At 72.1% G+C, this 22,845-nt stretch carries 23 protein-coding genes and 1 pseudogene; 13 read left to right on the top strand and 11 right to left on the bottom strand.

The window, feature by feature from the left end:
* Positions 1-23 precede the first annotated feature (23 nt).
* From KO717_RS17780 to KO717_RS17770, 3 genes are all read right to left on the bottom strand, one after another.
* Positions 24-434: a PPOX class F420-dependent oxidoreductase gene (locus KO717_RS17780; protein WP_301368785.1), complete on the bottom strand. Its 411-nt coding sequence runs from the start codon at positions 432-434 to the stop codon at positions 24-26.
* Between the two features lie 95 nt (positions 435-529).
* A complete protein-coding gene (locus KO717_RS17775; RefSeq protein WP_301368784.1) occupies positions 530-1,735 on the bottom strand; it encodes a DUF1266 domain-containing protein in 1,206 nt (401 codons plus the stop codon).
* Between the two features lie 11 nt (positions 1,736-1,746).
* On the bottom strand, positions 1,747-2,772 hold the full coding sequence (locus tag KO717_RS17770; protein WP_301368782.1) for a TetR/AcrR family transcriptional regulator C-terminal domain-containing protein: 1,026 nt from the start codon (positions 2,770-2,772) through the stop codon (positions 1,747-1,749).
* 166 nt (positions 2,773-2,938) lie between these two features.
* Between KO717_RS17770 and KO717_RS17765 the strand changes: the two genes are divergently transcribed.
* The 3 genes from KO717_RS17765 (at position 2,939) to KO717_RS17755 (ending at position 6,530) form a co-directional block, all read left to right on the top strand.
* Complete coding sequence (locus tag KO717_RS17765; protein WP_301368780.1) at positions 2,939-4,048, top strand: FAD-dependent monooxygenase; 1,110 nt, start codon at positions 2,939-2,941, stop codon at positions 4,046-4,048.
* 223 nt (positions 4,049-4,271) lie between these two features.
* Positions 4,272-6,167 carry a C1 family peptidase gene (locus tag KO717_RS17760; RefSeq protein ID WP_301368778.1) on the top strand — a complete coding sequence of 632 codons (1,896 nt, stop codon included), beginning with the start codon at positions 4,272-4,274 and terminating at the stop codon, positions 6,165-6,167.
* Between the two features lie 15 nt (positions 6,168-6,182).
* On the top strand, positions 6,183-6,530 hold the full coding sequence (locus KO717_RS17755) for a hypothetical protein (RefSeq protein WP_301368776.1): 348 nt from the start codon (positions 6,183-6,185) through the stop codon (positions 6,528-6,530).
* Here KO717_RS17755 and KO717_RS17750 read toward each other — a convergent pair.
* Positions 6,514-7,695: a DUF418 domain-containing protein gene (locus KO717_RS17750; RefSeq protein ID WP_301368774.1), complete on the bottom strand. Its 1,182-nt coding sequence runs from the start codon at positions 7,693-7,695 to the stop codon at positions 6,514-6,516. The two genes, KO717_RS17755 and KO717_RS17750, sit on opposite strands and share 17 nt — an antisense overlap.
* 145 nt (positions 7,696-7,840) lie before the next feature.
* Here KO717_RS17750 and KO717_RS17745 point away from each other — a divergent pair, with 145 nt between their 5' ends.
* The 3 genes from KO717_RS17745 to KO717_RS17735 all read left to right on the top strand — a co-directional run bounded on the left by KO717_RS17745 (position 7,841) and on the right by KO717_RS17735 (position 10,130).
* On the top strand, positions 7,841-8,491 hold the full coding sequence (locus KO717_RS17745; protein ID WP_301368771.1) for a GntR family transcriptional regulator: 651 nt from the start codon (positions 7,841-7,843) through the stop codon (positions 8,489-8,491).
* A 44-nt stretch (positions 8,492-8,535) separates the two neighbouring features.
* Positions 8,536-9,873: an MFS transporter gene (locus tag KO717_RS17740; RefSeq protein ID WP_301368769.1), complete on the top strand. Its 1,338-nt coding sequence runs from the start codon at positions 8,536-8,538 to the stop codon at positions 9,871-9,873.
* Between the two features lie 110 nt (positions 9,874-9,983).
* A complete protein-coding gene (locus KO717_RS17735) occupies positions 9,984-10,130 on the top strand; it encodes a hypothetical protein (RefSeq protein WP_301368767.1) in 147 nt (48 codons plus the stop codon).
* 16 nt (positions 10,131-10,146) lie between these two features.
* On the opposite strand, the gene KO717_RS17730 is transcribed toward KO717_RS17735, so the two are convergent.
* Positions 10,147-10,977, bottom strand: coding sequence for a maleylpyruvate isomerase family mycothiol-dependent enzyme (locus tag KO717_RS17730; protein WP_301368765.1), 831 nt, complete (start codon positions 10,975-10,977; stop codon positions 10,147-10,149).
* Between the two features lie 149 nt (positions 10,978-11,126).
* Here KO717_RS17730 and KO717_RS17725 point away from each other — a divergent pair, with 149 nt between their 5' ends.
* A complete protein-coding gene (locus KO717_RS17725; RefSeq protein WP_301368764.1) occupies positions 11,127-11,906 on the top strand; it encodes a carbon-nitrogen family hydrolase in 780 nt (259 codons plus the stop codon).
* A gap of 99 nt (positions 11,907-12,005) precedes the next feature.
* Positions 12,006-12,317, top strand: coding sequence for a hypothetical protein (locus tag KO717_RS17720; RefSeq protein WP_301368762.1), 312 nt, complete (start codon positions 12,006-12,008; stop codon positions 12,315-12,317).
* On the opposite strand, the gene KO717_RS17715 is transcribed toward KO717_RS17720, so the two are convergent.
* Entirely contained in the window at positions 12,289-12,810 is a 522-nt protein-coding gene (locus KO717_RS17715; RefSeq protein WP_301368761.1) for an LURP-one-related/scramblase family protein, read from the bottom strand. The genes KO717_RS17720 and KO717_RS17715 overlap by 29 nt on opposite strands.
* Positions 12,811-12,842: 32 nt before the next feature.
* Here KO717_RS17715 and KO717_RS17710 point away from each other — a divergent pair, with 32 nt between their 5' ends.
* The gene (locus tag KO717_RS17710; RefSeq protein ID WP_301368760.1) at positions 12,843-13,655 is read left to right on the top strand and encodes a hypothetical protein; all 813 of its coding nucleotides are present in this window, start codon (positions 12,843-12,845) and stop codon (positions 13,653-13,655) included.
* Positions 13,656-13,683: 28 nt separating this feature from the next.
* On the top strand, positions 13,684-14,211 hold the full coding sequence (locus KO717_RS17705) for a DUF4240 domain-containing protein (RefSeq protein WP_301368759.1): 528 nt from the start codon (positions 13,684-13,686) through the stop codon (positions 14,209-14,211).
* On the opposite strand, the gene KO717_RS17700 is transcribed toward KO717_RS17705, so the two are convergent.
* Positions 14,202-14,867, bottom strand: coding sequence for an MSMEG_1061 family FMN-dependent PPOX-type flavoprotein (locus KO717_RS17700; protein ID WP_301368757.1), 666 nt, complete (start codon positions 14,865-14,867; stop codon positions 14,202-14,204). The two genes, KO717_RS17705 and KO717_RS17700, sit on opposite strands and share 10 nt — an antisense overlap.
* A gap of 23 nt (positions 14,868-14,890) precedes the next feature.
* Positions 14,891-15,445, bottom strand: coding sequence for a Uma2 family endonuclease (locus KO717_RS17695; protein ID WP_301368755.1), 555 nt, complete (start codon positions 15,443-15,445; stop codon positions 14,891-14,893).
* Positions 15,446-15,721: 276 nt separating this feature from the next.
* Between KO717_RS17695 and KO717_RS17690 the strand changes: the two genes are divergently transcribed.
* Positions 15,722-17,563, top strand: coding sequence for an NHL domain-containing thioredoxin family protein (locus KO717_RS17690; RefSeq protein WP_301368753.1), 1,842 nt, complete (start codon positions 15,722-15,724; stop codon positions 17,561-17,563).
* Positions 17,564-17,586: 23 nt separating this feature from the next.
* Here the strand turns inward: KO717_RS17690 and KO717_RS17685 are convergent, their stop codons facing one another.
* On the bottom strand, positions 17,587-18,879 hold the full coding sequence (locus KO717_RS17685) for a M18 family aminopeptidase (protein WP_301368751.1): 1,293 nt from the start codon (positions 18,877-18,879) through the stop codon (positions 17,587-17,589).
* Between the two features lie 161 nt (positions 18,880-19,040).
* Here KO717_RS17685 and KO717_RS37490 point away from each other — a divergent pair.
* Positions 19,041-19,145, top strand: a pseudogene (locus KO717_RS37490) (helix-turn-helix domain-containing protein); the annotation flags it as partial.
* A gap of 359 nt (positions 19,146-19,504) precedes the next feature.
* Here KO717_RS37490 and KO717_RS17675 read toward each other — a convergent pair.
* Entirely contained in the window at positions 19,505-20,233 is a 729-nt protein-coding gene (locus KO717_RS17675; RefSeq protein ID WP_301368749.1) for a hypothetical protein, read from the bottom strand.
* A 139-nt stretch (positions 20,234-20,372) separates the two neighbouring features.
* Positions 20,373-22,199 carry an acyl-CoA dehydrogenase gene (locus KO717_RS17670; protein WP_301368747.1) on the bottom strand — a complete coding sequence of 609 codons (1,827 nt, stop codon included), beginning with the start codon at positions 22,197-22,199 and terminating at the stop codon, positions 20,373-20,375.
* A gap of 173 nt (positions 22,200-22,372) precedes the next feature.
* Between KO717_RS17670 and KO717_RS17665 the strand changes: the two genes are divergently transcribed.
* Complete coding sequence (locus tag KO717_RS17665) at positions 22,373-22,843, top strand: SseB family protein (protein WP_030714326.1); 471 nt, start codon at positions 22,373-22,375, stop codon at positions 22,841-22,843.
* The last annotated feature ends 2 nt before the right edge of the window (positions 22,844-22,845 follow it).

Here is a 22,845-nt window from a genome sequence, read left to right as displayed (position 1 = left end):
TGCCGGGCCGCTCGCCGGCGGTCCTAGCGGGCCGCGTTGCCGAGGACCTTGGTCGGGGTGATGCGGACGACCACCCGGACGTCCTCGGCCGGGGCCTGCGCGTACTCCTTGCCGGCGCCCGGGCCCATGTACTCCTCGGCGATACGGACGGCCACCGACCGGCCGATGTCCTCGGTGACGGTGGCCGTGCCGCGGATCTCGGCGTAGAGGAAGGGATTGGCCAGGTCGAAGACGGTGATGCCGACCCGCCCGTCCCGGACGATGTTGCGCTCCTTGCGGCGGCCCTGCTCGGTGGAGACCAGCAGGTCGCCGCCGTCGCGGGTCACCCAGATCACCGAACTCTGCGGGCTTCCGTCCGGGTTGATGGTCGAAAGGACGGCGGGGTGCGGCGCGTCGAGCAGCCCCCGCACGGTCTCGTTCAGCTCAACAGTCATGGCGGTGAGGCTAGTCGGGGACCCGGTGGCCCGCCGCCGGTTTCCGGCCGCGTCCGCCGACTACCCGAGGTCGGACAACACCGTCCGGACGGACCCTAGTTCCAGGGGATGTTGAGCCAGGGGCTGGCCGGGTCGGTCGTCAGCGCGAGGTGCGCGGCGAGGGCGGTCGTGTACCAGGTGCCGAACTCCTCCTCGTCGAAGTGCAGGCACCGGCCGAGGACGTACCCGGCGGAGAACTCGGCCCACGAGCGGTACGTGTCGCGCGCGGCCTCCCCGGCGCGCAGTACGGCCTGTTCGGCCTCGGCGACGGTTCCGTAGCGGCAGCCGACGCCCCAGCGGGCCATCTGCGAGGCCCGGCCGATGTCCCAGCCCTCCACGGAGCGGACCCAGCCGTCCTCGGGGAGCAGTCCGTCGGCCCGGAAGCGCTGCTCGTAGCGGGTGATCCGGCCGATGAGGCGTTTGACACCGGCTATCTCCCCCTCGACCTCGGCGACCGGACGGGGCTGGGCGACGGTGACCCCGTCGGGGGTGAGCTGCGGCTCGGCGGCGCGTTCGGCGCTGCGGCGCAGGCTCGCCTCGGCGGCGTGCCGCCAGTGCTCGATGTCCACCGGCCCGGCGAAGTCGGAGGCGAGGGCGCGGCGGACGCGGAGCGCGTACTCCCAGACGGGGCTGACCATCCCGCGGTCCAGCAGCGTCTCCAGGGTGGAGAGCCAGTCGGGCCGGTCGGTGATGCTCCAGCTCTTCGCGACGCGGCGGCGCTCGTACTGGTAGCCGCTGCCGTGGTAGGCGAGGGAGTTCCAGAACTCGCCGTTCGTCACCGCGAGATGACCGCCGACGGCGAGGCCGTGGGCGACGGGCCCGTGCAGCGGGCCGCCGGTGAACAGGGCGTGGACCTTGCCCTCGGGCAGGCCGTAGTGGGGGGCGGCCTCCGCGTGGGCGCGCCAGCGGGCCAGGTCGGCGGGGGCGGTGGTGAGGTAGGCCTCGGAGGGGGAGCCCGGGTTCACGGCGAGGAAGGCGGGGTCGTCGGCGTTCCAGACCTTGGAGAACCAGCGCAGGCTCCGCGACTCGTAGACCGTCTCGGGGGTGGGGGCGGGCAGCATGCCGGCGGTGTGGACGACGAGCATCCGGTCCGGGGTGGCGTGGAAGAACACCGAGTCGGGATGCGCGTCGGACCGTGCCCGGGACTGCGCCACGTACAGCGGCGTACGGGCCAGTACGTCGAAGTACGCGGCCCAGTCGCCGGCGGTCTTGGCCTCGTACAGCTCTCTCTCGATGGCGCTCGGCGCGCTCCACGTCCCCATACGGCCCGAGCCTATACGGGCCCCCGCCGGGGCCCGGCGGAGCGTCCTCGGCCTTCGACGACGGGGGTCAGGCCGTCCAGGAGGGCCCCCAGGCCGAGGTCGAAGAGCGCGTCGAGCCGCAGGTCGTAACCGTCCTCGAAGGATCCGACCACCTTGGCGAAGGTCGGGAAGCGGCCGGAGCCCACCAGTTCCTGGAGGACGGGGGCGCGGCTGTCCATCCACTGGTCGTCCGACTGGCCGGTGGCGGCTTCGGCGTCGGCCTCCAACTCCAGGTGGACGGCCAGGCCGTGCACATGGCTGTAGAGCAGGACGTGGATGTCGAAGAGGGTGGTCGGGTCGAGTCCGTGGCCGTCGAGGGCGCCCAGCATCCACTCGCCGTGGACCAGCAGGTTGGGCACCAGCAACGGGCGGGTGAGGGAGCCGATCCGGGCCAGCCACGGGTGCTTGCGGTACAGCGCCCACAGGGTCCGGGCGCCCGCCTCGACGCGTGCCCGCCAGTCGTCGGGGGCGTCGGCGGGGTAGGCGTCGGCGGGGCGGGCCTCGCCGAACGCGGCGTCGGCCATGAGCAGGACGAGGTCCTCCTTGCTCGGCACGTACCGGTAGGTCGACATCGCCGCGACACCGAGCCGGGCCGCGACACCGCGCATGGAGAGCGCAGCGAGTCCTTCGGCGTCGGCGATCTCGACGGCGGCGCGGACGATCCGTTCGACGGTCAGCTCCGGCTCGGTGTCCGGGGCGGGCGAGGGGCGCCTGCGGGCCGCCGGTGCGGTGGGGGAGGCGGGGGCGGGGGGTGCGCTCCCGGCGACGACCGTGCCGATCCGGGGGCGGGCCTCGACCAGGCCCTCCAGGCGCAGGGTGGTCAGCGCCTTGGTGGCGGTGGCGAGCGCGACGCCCCAGTGCGCGGCGATCTGCCGGGTGGAGGGGACGCGGTCCCCGGGGGCGAGTTCCCCGTCCGCGATGCTCCGCCGGATCGCGGCGACGATGCGCAGGTAGGGCGGATCGCCGGCCGCACCTGCCGCGCCTGTGGTCTGCGTCACGTTCTCCCGCCTTTCTGTCCTGTACTAGTGCAGAGGGTAGCAGCGGAGATCTCCTCCGGAGTCGGTCTGAGCTAGTACAGGGCGGTCTTTTTGCCAGTTGAGAGGCCTGAGCGTACGTCGTACATTCAGAGCGCGTACAGCGTACAAATCACCGAAGGAGCTTCTCATGCGGACCGTACTCATCTCCGGCGGCGGCATCGCGGGACCCGTCCTCGCCCACCTCCTGCACCGCCACGGCTTCGAGCCCACCGTCGTCGAACGCGCCCCGGGCGTGCGCGGCGGCGGGCAGGCTGTGGACATCCGCGGCGTCGCGCTCGACGTGGTGGAGCGCATGGGGCTGCTGGAGCCGGCGAGCCGCGTACGCACCCGGATGCGCGGCATGTCGATCCTCGGTCCCGACGGCAGCGAGGTCGGCCGCTCCACCGAGGCGACCTTCAGCAGCGGCCGGCTCGACGGCGAGGACATCGAGGTACTGCGCGAGGACCTGGTGCGGATGGTCCACGAGCACACCCGCGCGGACGTCGAGTACCTCTTCGGCGACACCGTCACCGGGCTGGAGGAGGACGGGAGCGGAGTGCGGGTGGAGTTCGCGCACGCGGCGCCGCGCACCTTCGACCTCGTCGTCGGGGCGGACGGCCTGCACTCCACCGTCCGCCGCCTGGCCTTCGGCCCCGAGGAGGGCTACGCCCACCACCTGGGCAGCTACCTCTCGGTGTTCGGCACGGACAACTTCCTCGGCCTGGAGGACTGGCAGATGTGGCTGCGGGACGGGGACATGGGCTTCGGCATCATGCCCGTCCGCGACAACACCGAACTGCGCGTCGCCTTCGGCTTCGAGTCCGCCCCCCTCGCACCCGAACTGCGCACCGCCGAAGCCCTGCGGCGGACCGTCGTCGACAGGCTGGAGTCCGTGCGGTGGGAAGGGGCCCGCCTCGCCGAGGCCGCCCGGAAGGCGCCCGACTTCTACTGCGACGCCATGGCCCAGATCCGCATGGACCAGTGGTCGCGGGGCCGGGTCACCCTCCTCGGGGACGCCGGCTACTGCCCCTCCCCCCTCTCGGGGCAGGGCACCAGCCTGGCCCTGGTGGGCGCCCACGTGCTGGCCGACTCCCTCGCCCGGGCCGGCGGCGACCACCTCGCCGCGTACGCCCGCTACGAGGAGCGGATGCGGCCCTTCGTCGACCTCAACCAGGCGCTGGCGACGGAGAACCCGGGCGGACCCGCGTCCGAGGAATCGGTGGAGCGCGCCAAGAACGCGATCTCGCTGGACGGCTGACGACCGCGTCGTGCCCGGCGGGATCCGGCGGCCCGGTGCCACGGCACGCCCGGCCGGTTCCGGCGGCCCGGTGCCACGGCACGCCCGGCGGGTTCCGGTGGCCCCGCGCCACGGCACGCCCCCTCGTGCCACCGCGCGACCGTGCGAACCCCCTTGACGCCCCCGGGCGCCGGGGAGACGCTCCCGGGTCTTGGATCCGAACGGTTGCAGCTGGGGGGCCGCCATGCCGGAGGAATCTGTCCAGTCGGTGGGGGAGCTGCGTGCGCAGCTCGTCGCGCAGGGGGCGCGCTGGTCGGTCCTGGAGCACCTCGCCGACGAGGAGCCCGTGCCGCGGCCTTCGCTCGGTCTGGAGCCCGGGGCGAATCTGACCACCGCCGAGGAAGCAGGGGTGATCGATCTCCCGGGGATCATCGGCCACGCCAGCGGCAATCCGCATCTGACCCGGCGCCGCGCCACCCACGGGCTGCTGCCCGGGGTCCAGGGGCCGGCGGCCCCGGCCCGGCCCGCCGCCGTGGACTGGCGCAGCCGCTGGGGATGGCCGTGGATCACCAAGGTGAAGGACCAGAACCCGTGCGGTTCCTGCTGGGCCTTCGGCGCCGCCGGCCTGGTGGAGTCCATGGCCCGGATCGAGCACGACGTATGGGCGGAGCGCTCCGAGGGGGACGTCCACGACGGCCTGCGCTTCACCTGCGGCCAGGGCAGCAATCCGGAGACCGCCCTCGACTGGATCAAGGCGAACGGCGGGCTCGCCGACCCGGACTGCTGGCCGTACAGCACCCCGCCCGCCGGTCTCCCGGCCGCCCGCCGCGACGCCTGGCGCGCCGAGTACACGCCCAGCTGGGACCGGTCCGGCCGGACCGTCCGGATCACCGACTACGTCCGGCTCGGCGACGTGGAGCAGCAGAAGGTCTGGCTGGACACCGTCGGCCCGCTGACCGCCTGCTTCGACGTCTACGACGACTTCTTCGGCCTCGGCTCCGGCGTGTACCACCGTACGAGCGGCCATCTCGCGGGCGGCCACTGCGTGTTGATCGTCGGCTACGACGACGCGGCGGGCTGCTGGCTGTTCAAGAACTCCTGGGGGACGGGCTACCACGTCGGCGGCTACGGCCGGATCGCCTACGGCGAGGTCAACATCGACCACTGGGCCAAGTGCGGTCTGCGCGGCACCAACATCGACCCGTGGACCAAGCGCCGCTTGCACACCGGCAACGTCTACGAGAGCGGCAACGGCCGCGCCCACCGCAACTTCGAGCTGCTCGCGACCGCCCCCGGCGGCCGCCTCCAGCACTGGTGGCGCGAGGGCGACTCCCCGTTCGCCTGGGCCCGCGCGGGCACCTTCGCCACCGACGCCTCCGGCCAGCCCGCCTTCACCGGCACCACCTACAACCGCAACATGGAGTCCCTGCACGTGACCACCGGCGGCCGGCTGCGCCACTGGTACTACGAGCAGTCCGGCGGGGCCTGGCGCGACGGCGGCCTCTTCGGGCCGGGTGACGCGGCCGTCGGCTCCACCCCGGCGTTCATCCAGAGCGACTATGGCAAGCCGGGCAACTTCGAGGTGGTCGTCCGGACCGCCGACGGCCGTCTGAACCACTGGTGGCGGATCAACGGCGCCCCCTGGACCTGGAACGACGGCGGCCGGTTCGCCTCCGGCATCGCCCACTACGGGCCCGCCCTCGTCCAGACCCGCGCCCGCCACCTCGACCTCGTCGCCGCCCTCACCGACGGCCGCATGCAGCTGTGGTGGCGCGACGATCCCAACGGCTTCACCTGGCGGGCCGGGGAGATCTTCGGCAGCGGTACGGCGGCCGTCTCCGCGCCCTGCCTGATCGAGGGGCAGTTCGGGGCCGCGGACGAGGACACCGCCGGGAACTACGAGCTGTGCGTGGCCGTCGCCGGCGGGCAGGTCGAGCACTGGTGGCGCGGCAACGCGGGCGGTTCCCCCTGGCGGCGCAGCGCGGTCTTCGGGCACGACGTCGCCTCCGTCACCGGGATGCTGCAGGGCAGTTTCGGGTTCAACCTGGAAGTCATCGTCCTGCGCACCGACCGCCGCCTTCAGCACTACTGGCGCGACGGCGCGGGCTGGCACGAGGGGTCGGTGATCGGCCCCGTCTGAGAGGACCGGGCGGGCGTGGAGGTACGAAGCATCGTGCTGGGCCCGGACGAGTCGTACGAGCTGCGGCTCACCGGGCGCGGCGCGCGCGGGTACGTGTGGACCTGGCAGGTCACCGGGGACGCGGACGTGGTGACGGTCGCGGAGGCTCCCGGGGCCGCGGTCGCCGGGCTTCCGGCCGCCGCCGGGGCGGCCCCGCCGCCGGGGGCTGCGGTGGAGCGGACCTACGTGGTCCGGGCCCGGCCCCCGGGCGGGGGCCGGGCCCGGATCCGCTTCGCGCAGGTCCGGCCGCCCTACCCGGACGAGGCCCCGTACGACGAGTTCGTCCTGGACGTGGAGGTGGGGGCGGTCACCGGCGGGACCTGAGGACCGTGCGCTGTACGGCCTCCAGGGGCCCGTGGTCGAAGCGGCGCAGCCACAGTCGCGATCCTGCGGCCAGGGTCAGGCTCACGCCGGCCCACAGGCCCATCACCCACCAGGGGCCGCTGCCACCGAGCCGGTCGGCGAGGCCCAGCCCGATGCCGTAGCAGAGCAGCATGCAGAGCAGGTTCTGGGCGACGTAGCAGGACAGGGCGGTGCGGCCGACGGAGCCCAGCGCGCGGTTCACCGGGGCCGGGATCCACCGCCGGTCGAGGGCGATGCCGATCAGGCCGATGTAGCCGAGGGCGAGCAGCGGCGCGGCGCCGTAGCGGCCCAGGAGGTAGAAGTCGGAGCCGCCGAGGGTGGTCGCGGCGTTCAGCGGCAGCCCGAGGCCCAGGCCCCAGGCGGCCATCCGGGTCCGGATGCGGCGGCCTTCGGCGGTGGCGCCGAAGGCGCCCGCCCGGTGCAGCCGCACTCCGAGGAGGAAGAGGAACACGAGCAGCCCGAAGGAGATGACCGGCTCGATGCGCAGCGCGAGGAAGTGTTCCAGGCGGAAGGCGATCTGGGCCGGATAGCCACCGTGGGCGTACAGCTCGACGGCGGCCGGGTCCGGGTGCTTCGGGGCGCCGGCGGGCCGGCTCAGCGCGTCGAGGGTCACCAGGGACATCAGCGCCAGGTGCAGCGCCCCTGCCGTCCACATGGCCCCCCGGCGCACCTTCTCGGAGCGGGCCAGCAGCCAGGCGACGAGGAGGGCCGTGACGGCGTACCCCATGAGCACGTCCCAGGCGAAGACGAGCACGAAGTGGACGGTGCCCTCGACGAAGAGGAAGGCGGCGCGGCGCGGGTAGCGGCCGGGCCAGGGATCGCCGCGGCGGGCGGCGGAGTCGAACTGGATGGCCAGGCCCACCCCGAACAGGACCGTCAGCAGGGCCAGGAACTTGCCGTCGGCGAGGAAGCGGAAGACGCTCTCGGCGAGGTGGGCGGCGGAGGGGTCGGCGATCGGGTCGGGCGGCTTCAGACCGCCCTGGAGCACTCCCCACTCCGAGCCCGGCGAGGCGAAGATCCAGACGTTGGTCATGAGCGTGCCGAGGATCGCGGCGCCGCGCAGGACGTCCAGGAGGGGGAGCCGGGCGGTCTTGTGCGCCGGCGGGGCGAGGAGGGTGTCGGCCATGACTTCAGCGTCCCGGCGCGCGGGGCCCCGTACGTCCTGCGTGCGGACGAAGGCGCGGTACATCCTTCGGTGCAGCAGGGCCCGGGCGCGGTCCACATCCTGGACCCGGCGAGGCGTGCACCCCTGTTGTATCTATCCTGTGCGCATGTCCGCCCCCACCACTGCCGTGACCGCCGCCGACCGCGTCTACCAGCACGTCAAGCAGGGGGTGCTCGATCGCCGCTACGAAGGCGGCACCCTCCTGACCGAGGGCGAACTGGCCGCGGCCGTCGGGGTGTCCCGTACGCCGGTCCGCGAGGCGCTGCTGCGGCTGGAGACCGAGGGGCTGCTGAAGCTGTACCCGAAGAAGGGCGCGCTGGTCCTGCAGGTCTCCGCGCAGGAGATCACCGACGTCCTCGAAACCCGGCTGCTGGTCGAGGAGTTCACCGTACGCAGAGCCGTGCCGGCCCCACCGGGCCTGCTGGACCGGCTCGCCGCCCTGCTCGACGAACAGCGCCGGCACGCCGGCGCGGGCGACCTCGCCGCGATGATGGCCGCCGACCGCGGCTTCCACGCCGAGATCGTGCGCAGCGCCGGGAACCAGATCCTGTGCCGCCTCTACGACCAGCTCCGCGACCGGCAGCTGCGGATGGGCGTGGCCCTGCTGCACGCCCACCCGGAGCGGCTGGACCGGACGCTCGCCGAGCACGCGGAGATCCTGGACGCGCTGCGCGCCGGGGACGCGGACACGGCGGCCGCGGCGGTCCGCGGTCACATCGGCCGGGTCGAGGCCCTGGTGCGCGGGCCGGGCCGGTGAACGGGCGGGTGAACGGGCCGGTGAACGGGCCGGTGAACGGTCCGGTGAACGCCTCCCCCGCCAGGGACGGCATACCCGCCGACCCGCCGGGCGGCGGGAAGGCCGTCGCCGTGTGGGGCATCGGCGTCGCCGTCTACTTCGTGGCGGTGATCTTCCGCACCAGCCTGGGCGTGGCCGGCCTGGACGCCGCCGACCGCTTCCACGTCAACGCCTCGGCGCTGGCCGTCTTCTCCCTCCTCCAGCTGCTGGTCTACGCGGGCATGCAGATACCGGTGGGCCTGATGGTCGACCGGCTCGGCACCAAGAAGGTGCTGACGCTGGGCGCGGTGCTCTTCACCGTCGGCCAGCTCGGCTTCGCCCTGTCGCCCTCGTACGGCATGGCGCTGGCCGCGCGGGCGCTGCTCGGCTGCGGCGACGCGATGACCTTCATATCGGTGCTGCGGCTCGGCACCCGGTGGTTCCCGGCCCGGCGCGGGCCGCTGATGGCGCAGCTGGCCGGGCTGGTCGGCATGGCGGGCAACCTCGTCTCCACGCTCGTCCTCGCCCCGGTCCTGCACGAGATCGGCTGGACCGCCGCCTTCGCGGGCAGCGCGGTGGCGGGGCTGGTGGTCCTGGTGCCGCTGACGCTGTTCCTGAGGGACCACCCGGAGGGGTACGGACCCGTGCCGCGCGCCGCTCCGGGGGGCTTCGTACGCCGCCAGATCCGGGAGTCCTGGGCCGAACCCGGCACCCGGCTCGGCCTGTGGGTGCACTTCACCACGCAGTTCCCGGCGATGGTCTTCCTGCTGCTGTGGGGCATGCCCTTCCTGGTCGAGGCACAGGGGCTGTCGCGGACCACCGCGGGCGGGCTGCTGACGCTGGTCGTCGCCTCGAACATGGCGCTCGGGCTGGTCTACGGCCAGATCGTCGGCCGCCGCCAGTCCGCGCGGATCCCCCTCGCCCTGGGCACGGTCGGCACCACCGCCCTGCTGTGGGCGGCGGTCCTCGTGTACCCGGGTGACCGGGCGCCGATGTGGCTGCTGGTCACGCTGTGCCTGGTGCTCGGAAGCTGCGGACCGGCGTCGATGATCGGCTTCGACTTCGCCCGCCCGGCCAACCCGGCGGAACGCCAAGGCACCGCCTCCGGCATCACGAACATGGGCGGCTTCATCGCGTCCATGACCACCCTGCTGACGGTCGGCATCCTGCTGGACGCCACCGGCGACAACTACCGCATCGCCTTCTCCACGGTCTTCGTCCTCGAAGCGCTGGGCGTGATCAGCATCCTGCGCCTGCGCCCCCTGGCCCTGGCCCGTGAGGGTGAACGCGCCCGCGCGGTGCCCCCGGAACCCGCCGCGGCCCCGGGGGCCGTCGCGACGGAACCGGGCCGCGCGCTGGCCTGACCGGGGTGGCACCTGGTCGGCGGGAGCTCCCGCCCGTCCCGGAATCCCAGCCGGTCCCGGCCCCGGTCGGCAGAGCGCAACTTCCCCTGAAGGAGACGCACACGCAGCGCATGCGATACGTGCAGCAGGTCCTGCCGGCCGCCGTGCCGGAGTTCCTGGGCGGGCTGGGTGCCGCCCTCGTCATGGCCGCCGGCGCCCGGGCCAGGCACCGGCTGTCGCGTCGGTCCGCGGCCCGGACCTCCGGCAACGACCGGTGATGGGCGTGATGGGCCCCTACGGGGTCACGGAGAACTGCGTGAGGATGGCGTCCGCCAGCTCCACGTCGCCCTCCACCTTCACCCGGTCCGCGACCGTGTGCGCCCGTACCCGGCCCGCCGCGAGGCGGACGTAGGTCTCCCAGTCCATCGTCAGGGTCACCGCCGGGCCCAGCGAAGGCGACTTGTCCACCGTGCCGCGGCCGTCCCCGTCCACCCGGACCGTCCGCATGAACTCCAGCTGACCGTGCACGTCGATCACCACGGCCGAGTTCGCCGGCGCGCCCGCCCGCTTGGCCACCACCTTCGGCAGCCCGGCCAGCAGGAGGTCCCGCGCCACGTACGCGCCCGGCGAGTCCCAGTTCCCCGGTACCCCCAGCGCCGCCCGCAGGTCCTGCTCGTGGATCCACACGTCGAACGCCCGCAGCCGCAGCGCCTGCTCCAGCGTCACCTGGTCACCGAGCGGCCCGCGGACCATGGTGGCCGGATCCCGCTTCTCGTTGCGCAGCTGCCGGGAGCGCCGGATCACCGTGTACTCCAGCTCCGAGGTCATCTCCGGCGCGGTGTGGTGACGCCGCACGTCGACCTGCACCTCCATGTACCGGCTGAACTCGTCCACCACGTGCCGCAGGTCCCGCGCCACGGTGTGGATCGGCCGCGGGTCCCCCAGCTGCTCGCACTCGATGCCGATGATGTGGGACACGACATCACGGACCGACCAGCCGGGACACGGCGTCGCCCGGTTCCACTCGCCCTCCGACAGCGGGAGGACCAACTCGGATATCGCCTCGATGGAGTGTGTCCAGGCGTCGGCATAGGGCTGGAGGGCGGGATGCGGCTGGACGGTCAACGGGACCCCTCGCGGTGCTGTTCAATGGCGCGTTTCGGAAGCGGTGGACTCAGTTTCCAAAACTACGCTGCCGGTGAGCACCCCGGCAGTGCTTTCGTGTGACGATCGTAGGCCCGAGTTGACGGCTTGAACGCCAGGACGGTGGTAGTGTGCGCGCCTCGCTGATCCAAATCGCAGTGAACGAGGGCGAGTCGGTGTCTTCCCGACGTGTCCGCGTGGCCGAACTCGTACGGGAGCAGGCGGGCTCCGATCTCGTCGTCCTGCCGGAGCTGTGGCCGGTCGGCGCGTTCGCCTACGAGCAGTTCGAGACAGAGGCCGAACCGCTGGACGGCCCGACCTACGAGGCCATGTCCAAGGCGGCCCGCGACGCCGGCGTCTGGCTGCACGCGGGCTCGGTCGTGGAGCGCGCCGGCGACGGCTCCCTCTACAACACCGCCCTCGTCCTCTCCCCGGCGGGCGAGCTCGCCGCCACCTACCGCAAGATCCACCGCTTCGGCTTCGACCAGGGCGAGGCGGTGCTGATGTCCGCCGGGGACTCCCTCACCACGGTGACCCTGCCGGAACAGACCCTCGGCATCGCCACCTGCTACGACCTGCGCTTCCCGGAACTGTTCCGCGGCCTGGTCGACGCCGGGGCCACCACGATGGTCGTCGCCGCGGGCTGGCCCGCCCGCCGCCGTGCGCACTGGACCCTGCTGAGCCGGGCGCGCGCCGTCGAGGACCAGTCCTACGTCCTGGCCTGCGGCACGGCCGGCACCCACGCGGGCGTGGAGCAGGCCGGGCACAGCCTGGTGGTGGACCCCTGGGGCGAGGTCCTGGCGGAGGCGGGCCCCGGCGAGGAGGTCCTCACCGTGGACCTGGACCCGGCCAAGGTCGCCGACACTCGCGCCCAGTTCCCGGCCCTGAAGGACCGCCGGCTGGGCCGCTGACGCCGGCCCGGAGACCCCGGTTGGCGCCGGGGTTTGCGGGCAGACGAAGGGGACGGGCGGCGCCGGCCGCCGGGTCCACGAGGAGTAGGCGGGTACGACGTGACGGACGACGCAGAGGCCGTGCTGGAGGCCGCCCTGGAGCCGCACGAGCCCGCCGCCGCGGAGATCGCAGCCCGTCGGCGCGTACGGGAGGGGGCCACCGGCATGACCCACCACGAGGCACAGGCCGCCCTGGAGGCGGTGCTGGCGGCCGCCGGAGACCTGGAGCGTGCCGACGCGGCCGTCCGCGCCGAGGCCGCCGAGTGGCAGCGCATCGCCGACCTGCTGTTCGACCACGGAGGCCCGTACGCGCCGGAGACCGACGCCTACGTCCAGGGGCAGCTCACGGCCCGGGAACACCGTCGGGACTGACCCCGCCCTCCCGCTCCTTCTCGGCCATCCGGATCACACACACCGCGACCGCGATCAGCAGCGCCGCGTCCGCGTCCTCCCGGACCACGTCCACCGCGTACGTCTCGCGGACCCGGTACCACTGCCGCGAGACCAGAGCCAGCAGCTCCCCGTCGTACTCGACCTTGAACTCGCGCTCCAGGATCCGCCCGCTGACGTCGAGCTCCGTGCCCTCGGCCAGGGTCACCCGGAAGTGATTGCGCAGCAGCGAGAGCCGCTTGCGGCGGATCACCGCGAGCCGCCGCTCGTCCCGCTCCAGCGTCATCGCGTCCCGCAGGGTGAACAGCTTCTCCCGCAAGGTGATCAGGATCAGCCCGTCCGGATCCTTCAGCTCCAGCGTGTCCCGGAAGCGCAGCGCCTTCCCGTCGACGAGGAAGGCGTGCCGGCCGTCCTCGTCCTCGATCCAGTAGTCGTCCCCGATGGCCAGCATTTTGTCCCGAACGAGGTATTTCATGCCCCGATCAGTGCCCGCGATAGGTTGCCCTCATGCCCCTGCTCTACGTGACCGACCTGGCGTACCCCGCACGCGGCCGCCGCTACTGCGACGAGGACATATTCCTCACGTCCCGGCTGCGCGCCGAATTCGGCCTGGCCCTGTGCCACCCCGCGGACGCGGAGGCCATGCTGCCGCTCGGCTTCGACGCGGTGATCGTCCGCAACAGCGGCCCGGTCCTGCACTACCAGGAGGCCTACGACTCCTTCCGCGCGGCCGCCCTCGCCGCCGGGACCCGCGTCTACAACCCGCTCACCGGCCGCGCCGACATGGCGGGCAAGCAGTACCTCCTCGACCTGACGGCCGCCGGCTACCCGGTCATCCCGACGATCGACGACCCCGCCCGGCTGGCGGAACTGCCGCAGGTGCCGCAGTACGCGGTCAAGCCGAAGCAGGGCGCCGACTCCATCGGCCTCACCTTCACCGCGACACCGGACGGCCCGGCCGGGGCCGTGCTGATCCAGCCGCGCATCGACTTCACGTACGAGGTGTCCTTCTACTTCGTCGACGACGCCTTCCAGTACGCGCTGTACGCCCCCGATCCGGAGCGCCGCTGGGAGCTGGAGCTTTACACCCCGACCGAGGCCGACCTGGCCTTCGCCCGCTCCTTCGTCGACTGGAACACCCTCGACCACGGCATCCAGCGCGTCGACGCCTGCCGGGCACCGTCCGGCGAACTGCTCCTCGTCGAGCTGGAGGACCTGAACCCGTACCTCTCCCTGGACCTCGTCCCCGGCCCGGTGCAGGACGCCTTCGTCGCCGCTCTCACAAGATCCCTCCACACCTTCCTCAGCACCCCCGCCTGATGTCAGACCCGGCTGCCAGGCTTTCCCCATGGACAAGCAGACGTTCTGGAAGCTGATCGAGACGGCCCGCGCCGACGCGGATCCGCAGGAAGTGGCCGCGCGCGCGGCGCAACTCCTCGCGGACCGGGAGGCGGCGCAGATAGCCGCCTCCCAGCAGGTGCTGTGGGACCTGCTGGCGGAGTCCTACCGTGCGCCGCTCTGGGCCGCGGCCTACGTGATCAACGGGGGCTGCTCGGACGACGGCTTCGACTACTTCCGCGGCTGGCTCCTCACCCAGGGCCGGGAGGCCTTCGAGGCGGCCCTGGCCGACCCCGACACCCTGGCCGCGCACCCCGCGGTCCGCGAGGCCGCGGCGCAGGGCCTGGAACTGTGGGACGAGTCCGCCCTGTCCATCGCCTGGACCGCCTACGAGGCCGCCACCGGCCGCGAACTGCCCGCGGACTCCTTCACGATCAGCTACCCGGCCCTGGACCCGTCCTGGGACTTCGACTTCGACGACACCGAGGAGATATCGGCCCGGCTGCCCCGGCTGAGCGCCCTCTTCGACTACTCGTAGCGGTACAGAAGGGACTCGCGCTCCTGCCGCCGGATCTCCTCGATCGTCAGACCGGGGAGATCCAGGTGGGAGAGGGTGATCTCGGCGGAGCTCGGGACGGCGTCCTCGGCGAGCCACTGCCCGGGCTTCCACGCGTTGCTGCGCAGGAACGCCTTCGGGCAGTGCTGGTAGGCCTCCTCGACCTCCACCACGATCGCGCTCCGCGGCGGCTTGCCGACGTCCGTCAGCTGCTCCAGCAACTGCGGATCGGCGGACACGCAGGCCCGCCCGTTCACCCGCAGGGTGGTGGCCCGCCCGGGGATGACGAAGATCAGCCCGGCCCGGCCCGTCTCCACGATGTTGTGGGCGGTGTCGAGCCGCTTGTTGCCGGTGGCATCGGGCAGCGCGAGGGTGAACTCGTCCAGCACGGCCACGAATCCCGGCGGCCCGCCCCGGGGCGTCACGTCGCAGCTCCCGTCGGCCCCGGCACTGGCGACGAACACCAGCGACGACCGCCCGATGACAGCCCGCGCGGCCTCGTGGATCCGGTCCACGGCCTTGCGGCGGGCCATCTCGCCGGGATGTTCGTAGAGCTCGCGCAACCCGTCGGTGCTCCGGACGGCGGTGGCGCTCACGGCATCGAATATCCGCCCGCTCGGCGGCGTGCTGACTGTCACGTCCCGCACGCTACCGGGCGCGGCTACAGCCCGCTGGTGTCCAGCTCGATCCCGAACGGATCGGGCAACAGCACCGGCGTCCCGAAGGGGTGCGGCCCGTCCACCTTGGTGTACCCGAGCCGCCCGGGCAGCGCGAACAGCGTGACGGTCGACTCCATCCGGTCGACCAGCAGGTACAGCGGCGCCCCGTACTCGGCGTACCGCTTGCGCTTGACGACACGGCCGGACTCGGCGTCGGACTCGGACGTGATCTCGACGACGAGCAGCACCTGGTCCGGCAGGAGAGCGCCGCCCCCCTTCGCCAGCGCCTTGGGAACGACGGCAAGGTCGGGCACGTACCAGTTCGGCGAGCCCGGGAGATCCAGGTTGCCCGAGCCGGTCACGCAGTCCAGCTCCTTGACCCGCAGTCGGATTTGATCGCGGATCTCTTCGGCCGCGTTCTCGTGGTCCCAGCTGGGTGTCACGTTGCTGATGACCCCTTCGACGATCTCGGCGCGGTCCCCGCTGAAGTGCTGGATGGCGTACTTCAGCGCGCGCTCGGGGTCGACGCCTTCGCTGTAGTCGTGCGCGCTGGTCATTCCGGACGCCTCCCTTGCTTTCTGGGACCAGGCTCCCACGGGGTCCCGCTGCCCGTCGTCACCCCTGCGGATGCACTTCGCGCAGCGGGCCTCGGTCGCCGACCTGGTGTTCCACGTGGTGGCAGCAGCGGGAGGACGCAGCGCCGCCCGGACGCGCCGGTGACCGAAGGCGTTCAGGGCCGGCTTGACGAACTGACGGTTGAAGCCCGGGTCGGGTCCTGGACCTCGTCGTATGCGCGTGATCCGATCTTCATACCCGGATGGCAAGCTTGAAGCATGAACGATGCCGCCCCGGCGCCCACCCCCGCGCCCGCGCCCCGCCGTGCCCGTGTCCGTGCCCCCGAGCTGATCGGCAAGGGCGGCTGGCTGAACACCGGCGGGAAAGACCTGAGCCTCGCCGACCTGCGGGGACGCATTGCGATCCTCGATTTCTGGACCTTCTGCTGCATCAACTGCCTGCACGTCCTCGACGAGCTGCGCGAGCTGGAGGAGAAGCACCGCGACACCGTCGTGATCATCGGTGTGCACTCCCCGAAGTTCGTGCACGAGGCCGAGCACGCCGCCGTCGTCGATGCCGTCGAGCGGTACCAGGTGCACCACCCCGTGCTGGACGATCCCGAGCTCGCGACCTGGAAGCAGTACGCCGTACGCGCCTGGCCCACGCTCGTCGTGATCGACCCCGAGGGGTACATCGTCGCCCAGCACGCCGGTGAGGGGCACGCGCACGCCATCGCCCGCCTGGTCGAGGAGCTGGAGGCCGAGCACGAGGCCAAGGGCACGCTGCGGCGCGGCGACGGGCCGTACGTGGCGCCCGAGCCGGTGGCCGGCGCCCTGCGGTTCCCCGGGAAGGCGCTGCTGCTGCCGTCCGGGAACCTGCTGGTCTCCGACTCCACCCGGCACCAGCTCGTGGAGCTGGCTGCCGACGGTGAGAGCGTCGTGCGCCGCATCGGCAGCGGTGAGCGCGGCTTCGCCGGGGACAGCTTCAGCGAGCCTCAGGGCCTCGCGCTGCTGCCCGACGGCAGGGTCGTCGTCGCCGACACCGTCAACCACGCGCTGCGCACCTACGACCCGGCCACCGGGCACGTGGAGACCGTCGCCGGCACGGGCCGGCAGTGGTGGCAGGGGTCGCCGACCTCCGGGCCGGCGCTGGAGGTGGACCTGTCCTCGCCGTGGGACGTGGCCTGGTGGCAGGGCCGGGTCTGGATCGCCATGGCCGGTGTGCACCAGCTGTGGACCTGGGACCCGGAAGCCGGGACGGTCGAGGTCGCGGCCGGTACGACCAACGAGGGGCTGCTCGACGGGCCGGCCGCCGAGGCCTGGTTCGCCCAGCCCTCGGGGCTCGCGGCCGCCGGGGACCGGCTGTGGATCGCCGACTCCGAGACCAGCGCCCTGCGCTACGTGGAAGCCGCGGACGACGGGTACGTCATCAAGTCGGCCGTCGGCACCGGGCTGTTCGACTTCGGGCACCGGGACGGCGACGCCGCCCAGGCCCTGCTCCAGCACCCGCTCGGCGTGACGGCCCTGCCCGACGGCTCGGTCGCGGTGTGCGACACGTACAACCACGCGCTGCGCCGCTACGACCCGGCCACCGGCCAGGTCTCGACCCTGGCGACCGACCTGCGCGAGCCCAGCGACGCCGTGCTGGTGGGCGAGGACATCGTGGTCGTCGAGTCGGCCCGGCACCGGCTGACCCGCCTGCGCCTCCCGGAGGAGGCGGTCCGGGTGGACGCGGTCGCCCACCGTACGCAGCGGGCCGCCACCGAGGTGGCGCCCGGCACGCTCCGCCTCGACATCGTCTTCCAGGCGCCGAGCGGGCAGAAGCTCGACACCCGCTACGGGCCCTCCACCCGGCTGCTCGTCTCCTCGACCCCGCCCGAGCTGCTGGCGGACGGCGAGGGCGCCGGGACGGACCTGTTCCGGGAGCTCGCGCTGAACCCGGACGTCACCGAGGGCGTCCTGCACGTCTCGGCGATGGCGGCGTCCTGCGACGACGACCCCGCCAACGAGTACCCGGCCTGCCACGTCCACCAGCAGGACTGGGGCGTGCCGGTCCGCGTCACCGCCGACGGCGCCACCCGGCTGCCCCTCGTCCTCGCGGGGATGGACGCCGAGGGGTAGCCGGCCGTGGCCTTCCTGGGGGCTCAGCCCTCCAGGAAGGCCACCAAGGCGTTCGCCAGCAGGAACGGGTCGTCCGCGCCGCACAGTTCGCGGGCGCTGTGCATCGAGAGGATCGCGACGCCGATGTCCACGGTCTGAATGCCGTGGCGGGCGGCGGTGATCGGGCCGATCGTGGTGCCGCACGGCATCGAGTTGTTGGAGACGAAGGTCTGCCACGGGATGCCGGCCCGCTCGCACGCGGCGGCGAACACGGCCCGCCCGCTGCCGTCGGTGGCGTACCGCTGGTTGACGTTGACCTTCAGGATCGGTCCGCCGTTGGCGCGCGGGTGGTGCGTCGGGTCGTGCCGCTCACCGTAGTTGGGGTGCACGGCGTGCCCGGTGTCCGAGGACAGGCAGATGGTGCCCGCGAAGGCCCGCGCGCGGTCCTCGTACGAGCCCCCGCGGGCGAAGACTGAACGTTCCAGCACGTTGCCCAGCAGCGGGCCGTCCGCGCCCGTGTCGGACTGCGAGCCGTTCTCCTCGTGGTCGAAGGCGGCCAGCACCGGGATGTGGTCGAGCTTGCCGGTGGCGGAGACCGCGGCCAGCGCCGCGACGCCCGCGTGCACCGACAGCAGGTTGTCCATGCGCGGGCCGGCCACCAGCTCGCGGTCGCGGCCCAGGTACGACGGCGGCTCGATGGAGTGGACCATCAGGTCCCAGCCGGCCACCGACCCCTGCTCCAGGCCCTCTTCCTCCTCCAGGAAGGAGATGAGGTCGCCCTCCTGGACGTCGCCCAGTCCCCAGATCGGCTGCATGTGCCGCTGCTTGTCGAGCTTGAGGCCGTCGCTGTTCACCGACCGGTCCAGGTGCACGGCGAGTTGGGGGACGCGCAGCAGTGCGCGGTCCACGTTCACCAGGCGCTCGGTGCCGTCGCGCAGGGTCAGCCGCCCGGCCAGTCCCAGGTCGCGGTCCAGCCATGTGTTGAGCAGGGTGCCGCCGTAGATCTCGACGGCGATCTGCCGCCAGCCCTGCGAGCCCGTGTCCGGCAGCGGCTTGACCCGCAGGTTCGGGGAGTCGGTGTGCGCGCCGACGATCCGGAACGGGGTGTGGGCGGCCGCGCCTTCGGGGACGAACCAGGCGATGAGCGCACCGCCGCGGAGCACGAACTTGCCCCCGGTGCCCGCATCCCAGGCGTCCGTTTCCGACAACTGCCTGAAGCCCGCCTTCTCCAGCCGCTCCGCCGCGTTGGCCACGGCGTGGTACGGCGACGGACTGGCCGTCAGGAAGGTCATCAGATCGTCGGTGTGGCCGCGGTCGAAGCGGGCGGGAGAGCTCATCGTATTTCCCTTGTGTGGAAGCCCCCGGCTTCAGCCGGGTGAGGAAACGCAGTTCCGGCTCGGAGCCTCGCTGTGGCGAACTGCCGCAGCGTGAGGCTGTGACCTGTGCTTGTGTTCGGATCGTGACCGACCGCAGCCTCCACGCTGTGGGGTTTCCTTCCGTGGAGCGGTCGTTCAAGTAGCGTTTCTATCCGACGGACGCGCAGGCCGTGGAACTGTCGCGGACGTTCGGGTGGGTGCGGAAGGTGTACGACCTGGCGGTCGCCGACATGCTGCGGAACCACAGGCCGGCACGTTCGAGCGTCCGCGAGCGGACCTGCGGGAGCTGTGGGACCACCCACGACCGGGACGGGAACGCCGCGGTCGGTCTTCTGGCCGCCGGGCCGGCGGCTGCTGCCTGTGGAGCGGGTGTGAGACCTCATCGGGAGTCCTCCTCTCGGTCGGGGCGGTCCGTGGCGAAACAGGAATCCCCACGCGCGAGTGTGGGAATCCCCTCCCGCTAGGGAGGGGAGGAAGCCAAGTGGTTCACCTTAACGAGGGTCGGGTTCGTGTTCGTCATGGCCGGACCGTGCGACAGCCGGGAGATGTGGATCCGCGCCCTTTGCCCCTGCGGTCCCGTCGGTTTTCAGCCCGGCGGACGCTCGAATCGGCGCTGCAGCTGCCTGCGCTCGCCACGGCGGATGCGCGGGAGCATCTCCGGGGTCTGCGGGGAGCGCTGCGCGCGTCTTTTGCGTCCGGCGCAGAAGATACAGGCCTCGCCGGGAGGAGCATCGGGGTCGATCGGCGCGCCGGGATGTTCGGCGCATCCCGAGGCGTTGCGCGGCCGGGAGAGTTCGCGGGCGACGATGAAGGCGCGGTGGAGGTCGTCGGCGATGCGGACGAAGTCCTCGGCGGGCGAGGACAGGCCCAGGTGGAACCGCTGGTCCTCGACGGTACGCACGTACGTGCGCAGCCGCTGGAGCGTGTACGGGGGGTCCGGTACGGGGTAGCCCAGACGCCGCTGCTCTCCGGCGGGGGCGGCGGGCGGGCCGCCGTGCCGGCGCGCTCCGAGGCGCCGCCGGTCGTTGCAGATGAGGCAGCGGCCCCAGCCTTCGGGTGCCTCGGGGTCGAGGGCGCCGTTGGGGTGCTCGGGGCAGCCGGTGTAGCTCTTGGCGGGAGCCAGTCCGGTGGCCGTCTGGAAGGCCACGTACAGCGCGTCGGCGATGGTGTCGTACTCGGCGGGGTGGGCGCCGTCGTACAGCTCGCGCAGGTGGTCGCCGAGGCTGCCCAGGCTCGCCTGCAGCTCCTTGAGGGCGTACGGACGCCCGGTGGGGACGGAGTACCCCCTGCTGCCGTGCTGATCCTGTGGACTCATGTGTACGAGCGTCCCATGAACGACTGACATCGGGGAAAGCCGCAGGACAGGGGCCTGGGCCCGGGTACGCGGCAGCGGCCGGGCCCCTGTGCGGGGGGCCCGGCCGCTGGTGCGTGTGCGCGGCGGTGGCGCGACCGGCCTAGAAGGCGGCCTCGTCGAGCTCCATGAGGGAGTTGTCGACGACCTCGGCCAGCTGGCGCTGGACCGAGACGTTCGGCAGGACCTGCGACGCGAAGAACTTCGCGGCGGCGATCTTGCCGGTGTAGAAGGGGACGTCCTTCGGGGCGGCGGTCGCCAGCTTCTCGGCGGCCACGGCGGCGCCCTTGAGCAGCAGGTAACCGACGACCACGTCACCGGAGGCCATCAGCAGGCGGGTGGTGTTCTGGCCGACCTTGTAGATGTTCTTGACGTCCTCGCCGGTGGCGGTGAGGTCGACGATCATCTGGCCGACGATGGCCTCCAGGTCGACGGCGGCCTTGGCGAGCGCGTCGCGGGCGCCGGCCAGCTCCTCGCCGCCGACGGCCTCGGCCAGGAACTTCTTGATCGTCTCGGAGAGGACGTTCAGGGAGGCGCCCTGGTCGCGGACGATCTTCCGGAAGAAGAAGTCCTGGCCCTGGATGGCCGTGGTGCCCTCGTAGAGGGTGTCGATCTTGGCGTCGCGGATGTACTGCTCGATCGGGTACTCCTGCAGGTACCCGGAGCCGCCGAAGGTCTGCAGGGACTGCGCGAGCTGCTCGTAGGACTTCTCGGAGCCGTAGCCCTTCACGATCGGCAGGAGCAGGTCGTTCAGGCCGATCTCGGCGGAGGCGTCCTCGCCCGCGGCCTGCTTGAGCTGGATCTCGTCCTGCACGGAGGCCGTGTAGAGGACCAGGGCGCGCATGCCCTCGGCGTAGGCCTTCTGCGTCATGAGCGAGCGGCGCACGTCGGGGTGGTGCGTGATGGTGACCTTGGGCGCGGTCTTGTCCATGAAGTTCGCCAGGTCCGGGCCCTGCACGCGCTCCTTGGCGTACTCCAGCGCGTTCAGGTAGCCGGTGGAGAGGGTCGCGATGGCCTTCGTGCCGACCATCATGCGGGCGAACTCGATGATCATGAACATCTGGCGGATGCCGTCGTGCTTGTCACCGATCAGCCAGCCCTTGGCGGGGTGCTGGTCGCCGAAGGTCATCTCGCACGTGTTGGAGGCCTTGAGGCCCATCTTGTGCTCGACGTTGGTGGCGTAGACGCCGTTGCGCTCGCCCAGCTCGCCGGTCTCCCAGTCGAAGTGGAACTTCGGGACGAGGAAGAGGGACAGGCCCTTGGTGCCCGGGCCGTGGCCCTCGGGGCGCGCGAGGACGTAGTGGAGGATGTTCTCCTCCATGTCGTGCTCACCGGACGTGATGAAGCGCTTCACGCCCTCGATGTGCCAGGAGCCGTCAGCCTGCTGGACCGCCTTGGTGCGGCCGGCGCCGACGTCCGAGCCGGCGTCCGGCTCGGTGAGGACCATGGTGGAGCCCCAGCGCTTCTCGACGGCTATCTGCGCGACCTTCTTCTGCGCCTCGTTGCCCTCTTCGAAGAGGATGCCGGCGAACGCCGGGCCGGAGGAGTACATCCAGATGGCCGGGTTCGAGCCGAGCAGCAGCTCCGCGTAGGCCCAGATCAGGGAGCGGGGCGAGGTGGTGCCGCCGATCTCCTCGGGCAGGCCCAGGCGCCAGTACTCCGACTCCATGAAGGCTTCGTAGCTCTTCTTGAAGGAGGCGGGGACGGGCGCGGTGTTGGTGGCCGGGTCGAAGACCGGCGGGTTGCGGTCGGCGTCCTCGAAGGAGGCGGCCAGCTCGTTCTCGGCGAGGCGGGCGATCTCGGACAGGACGCTCTTGGCGGTCTCGGTGTCCATCTCCTCGAACGGACCGGTGCCGTACTGCTTGTCGCGGCCGAGCACCTCGAAGAGGTTGAACTCGATGTCGCGGAGATTCGACTTGTAGTGCCCCATGGCGACGGCTCCGTTAAGGCTCGGGGAGACAGGGTTCCTCGTACATACCAATCGGTAACGTAATGATGCTACCCGTCGGTAATAAGACGCAACCCCTGACGACTGTGACCAGCGTCAAGCCTGGCGGGAAATACGTGTCCGACGGCGAGTGGCCGGTCGGTAGGCTTCGCCCCATGTACGGCTACGACCAGAACGTGAGCGCGGGGCACGCGGGGCAGCAGCAGTACGCCGCCCCGCAGCAGATGGCCGGCGGTTACGCCGAGCAGCCGCTCTACCCCGAGCCCTCGCCACCGTCGCTCGCCGACGCCGTGCGGGCCTTCACCACGGGGTCCCTCTCCGCCGAGGACTTCCAGCAGATCTTCGCCACCTCGAAGGTCTACTGCCCGCGCGGCGACACCCCCGGATTCCTGGCGCTGCACAACACGCAGCACCCGGTCATCCCCATGTTCACCACGCTCAAGGAGCTGCGCCGGTACGCCGGCAAGGAGTCCAAGTACTTCGTGATCACCGGCGCCGAGGTGATCGACCTGCTGCCGACCGGGTACGGCTTCGTCCTCGACATGGAGGGCGACCACCGGATGGTCTTCGACGCGAAGGCCGTCGAGCAGATGGTCGACTTCGCGATGCGCCGGATGTACGGCTAGAC

The organism is Streptomyces xanthophaeus (assembly GCF_030440515.1).
Classification (GTDB): Bacteria; Actinomycetota; Actinomycetes; order Streptomycetales; family Streptomycetaceae; genus Streptomyces; species Streptomyces kutzneri.
This window is presented reverse-complemented; position numbering and strand designations above follow the sequence as displayed.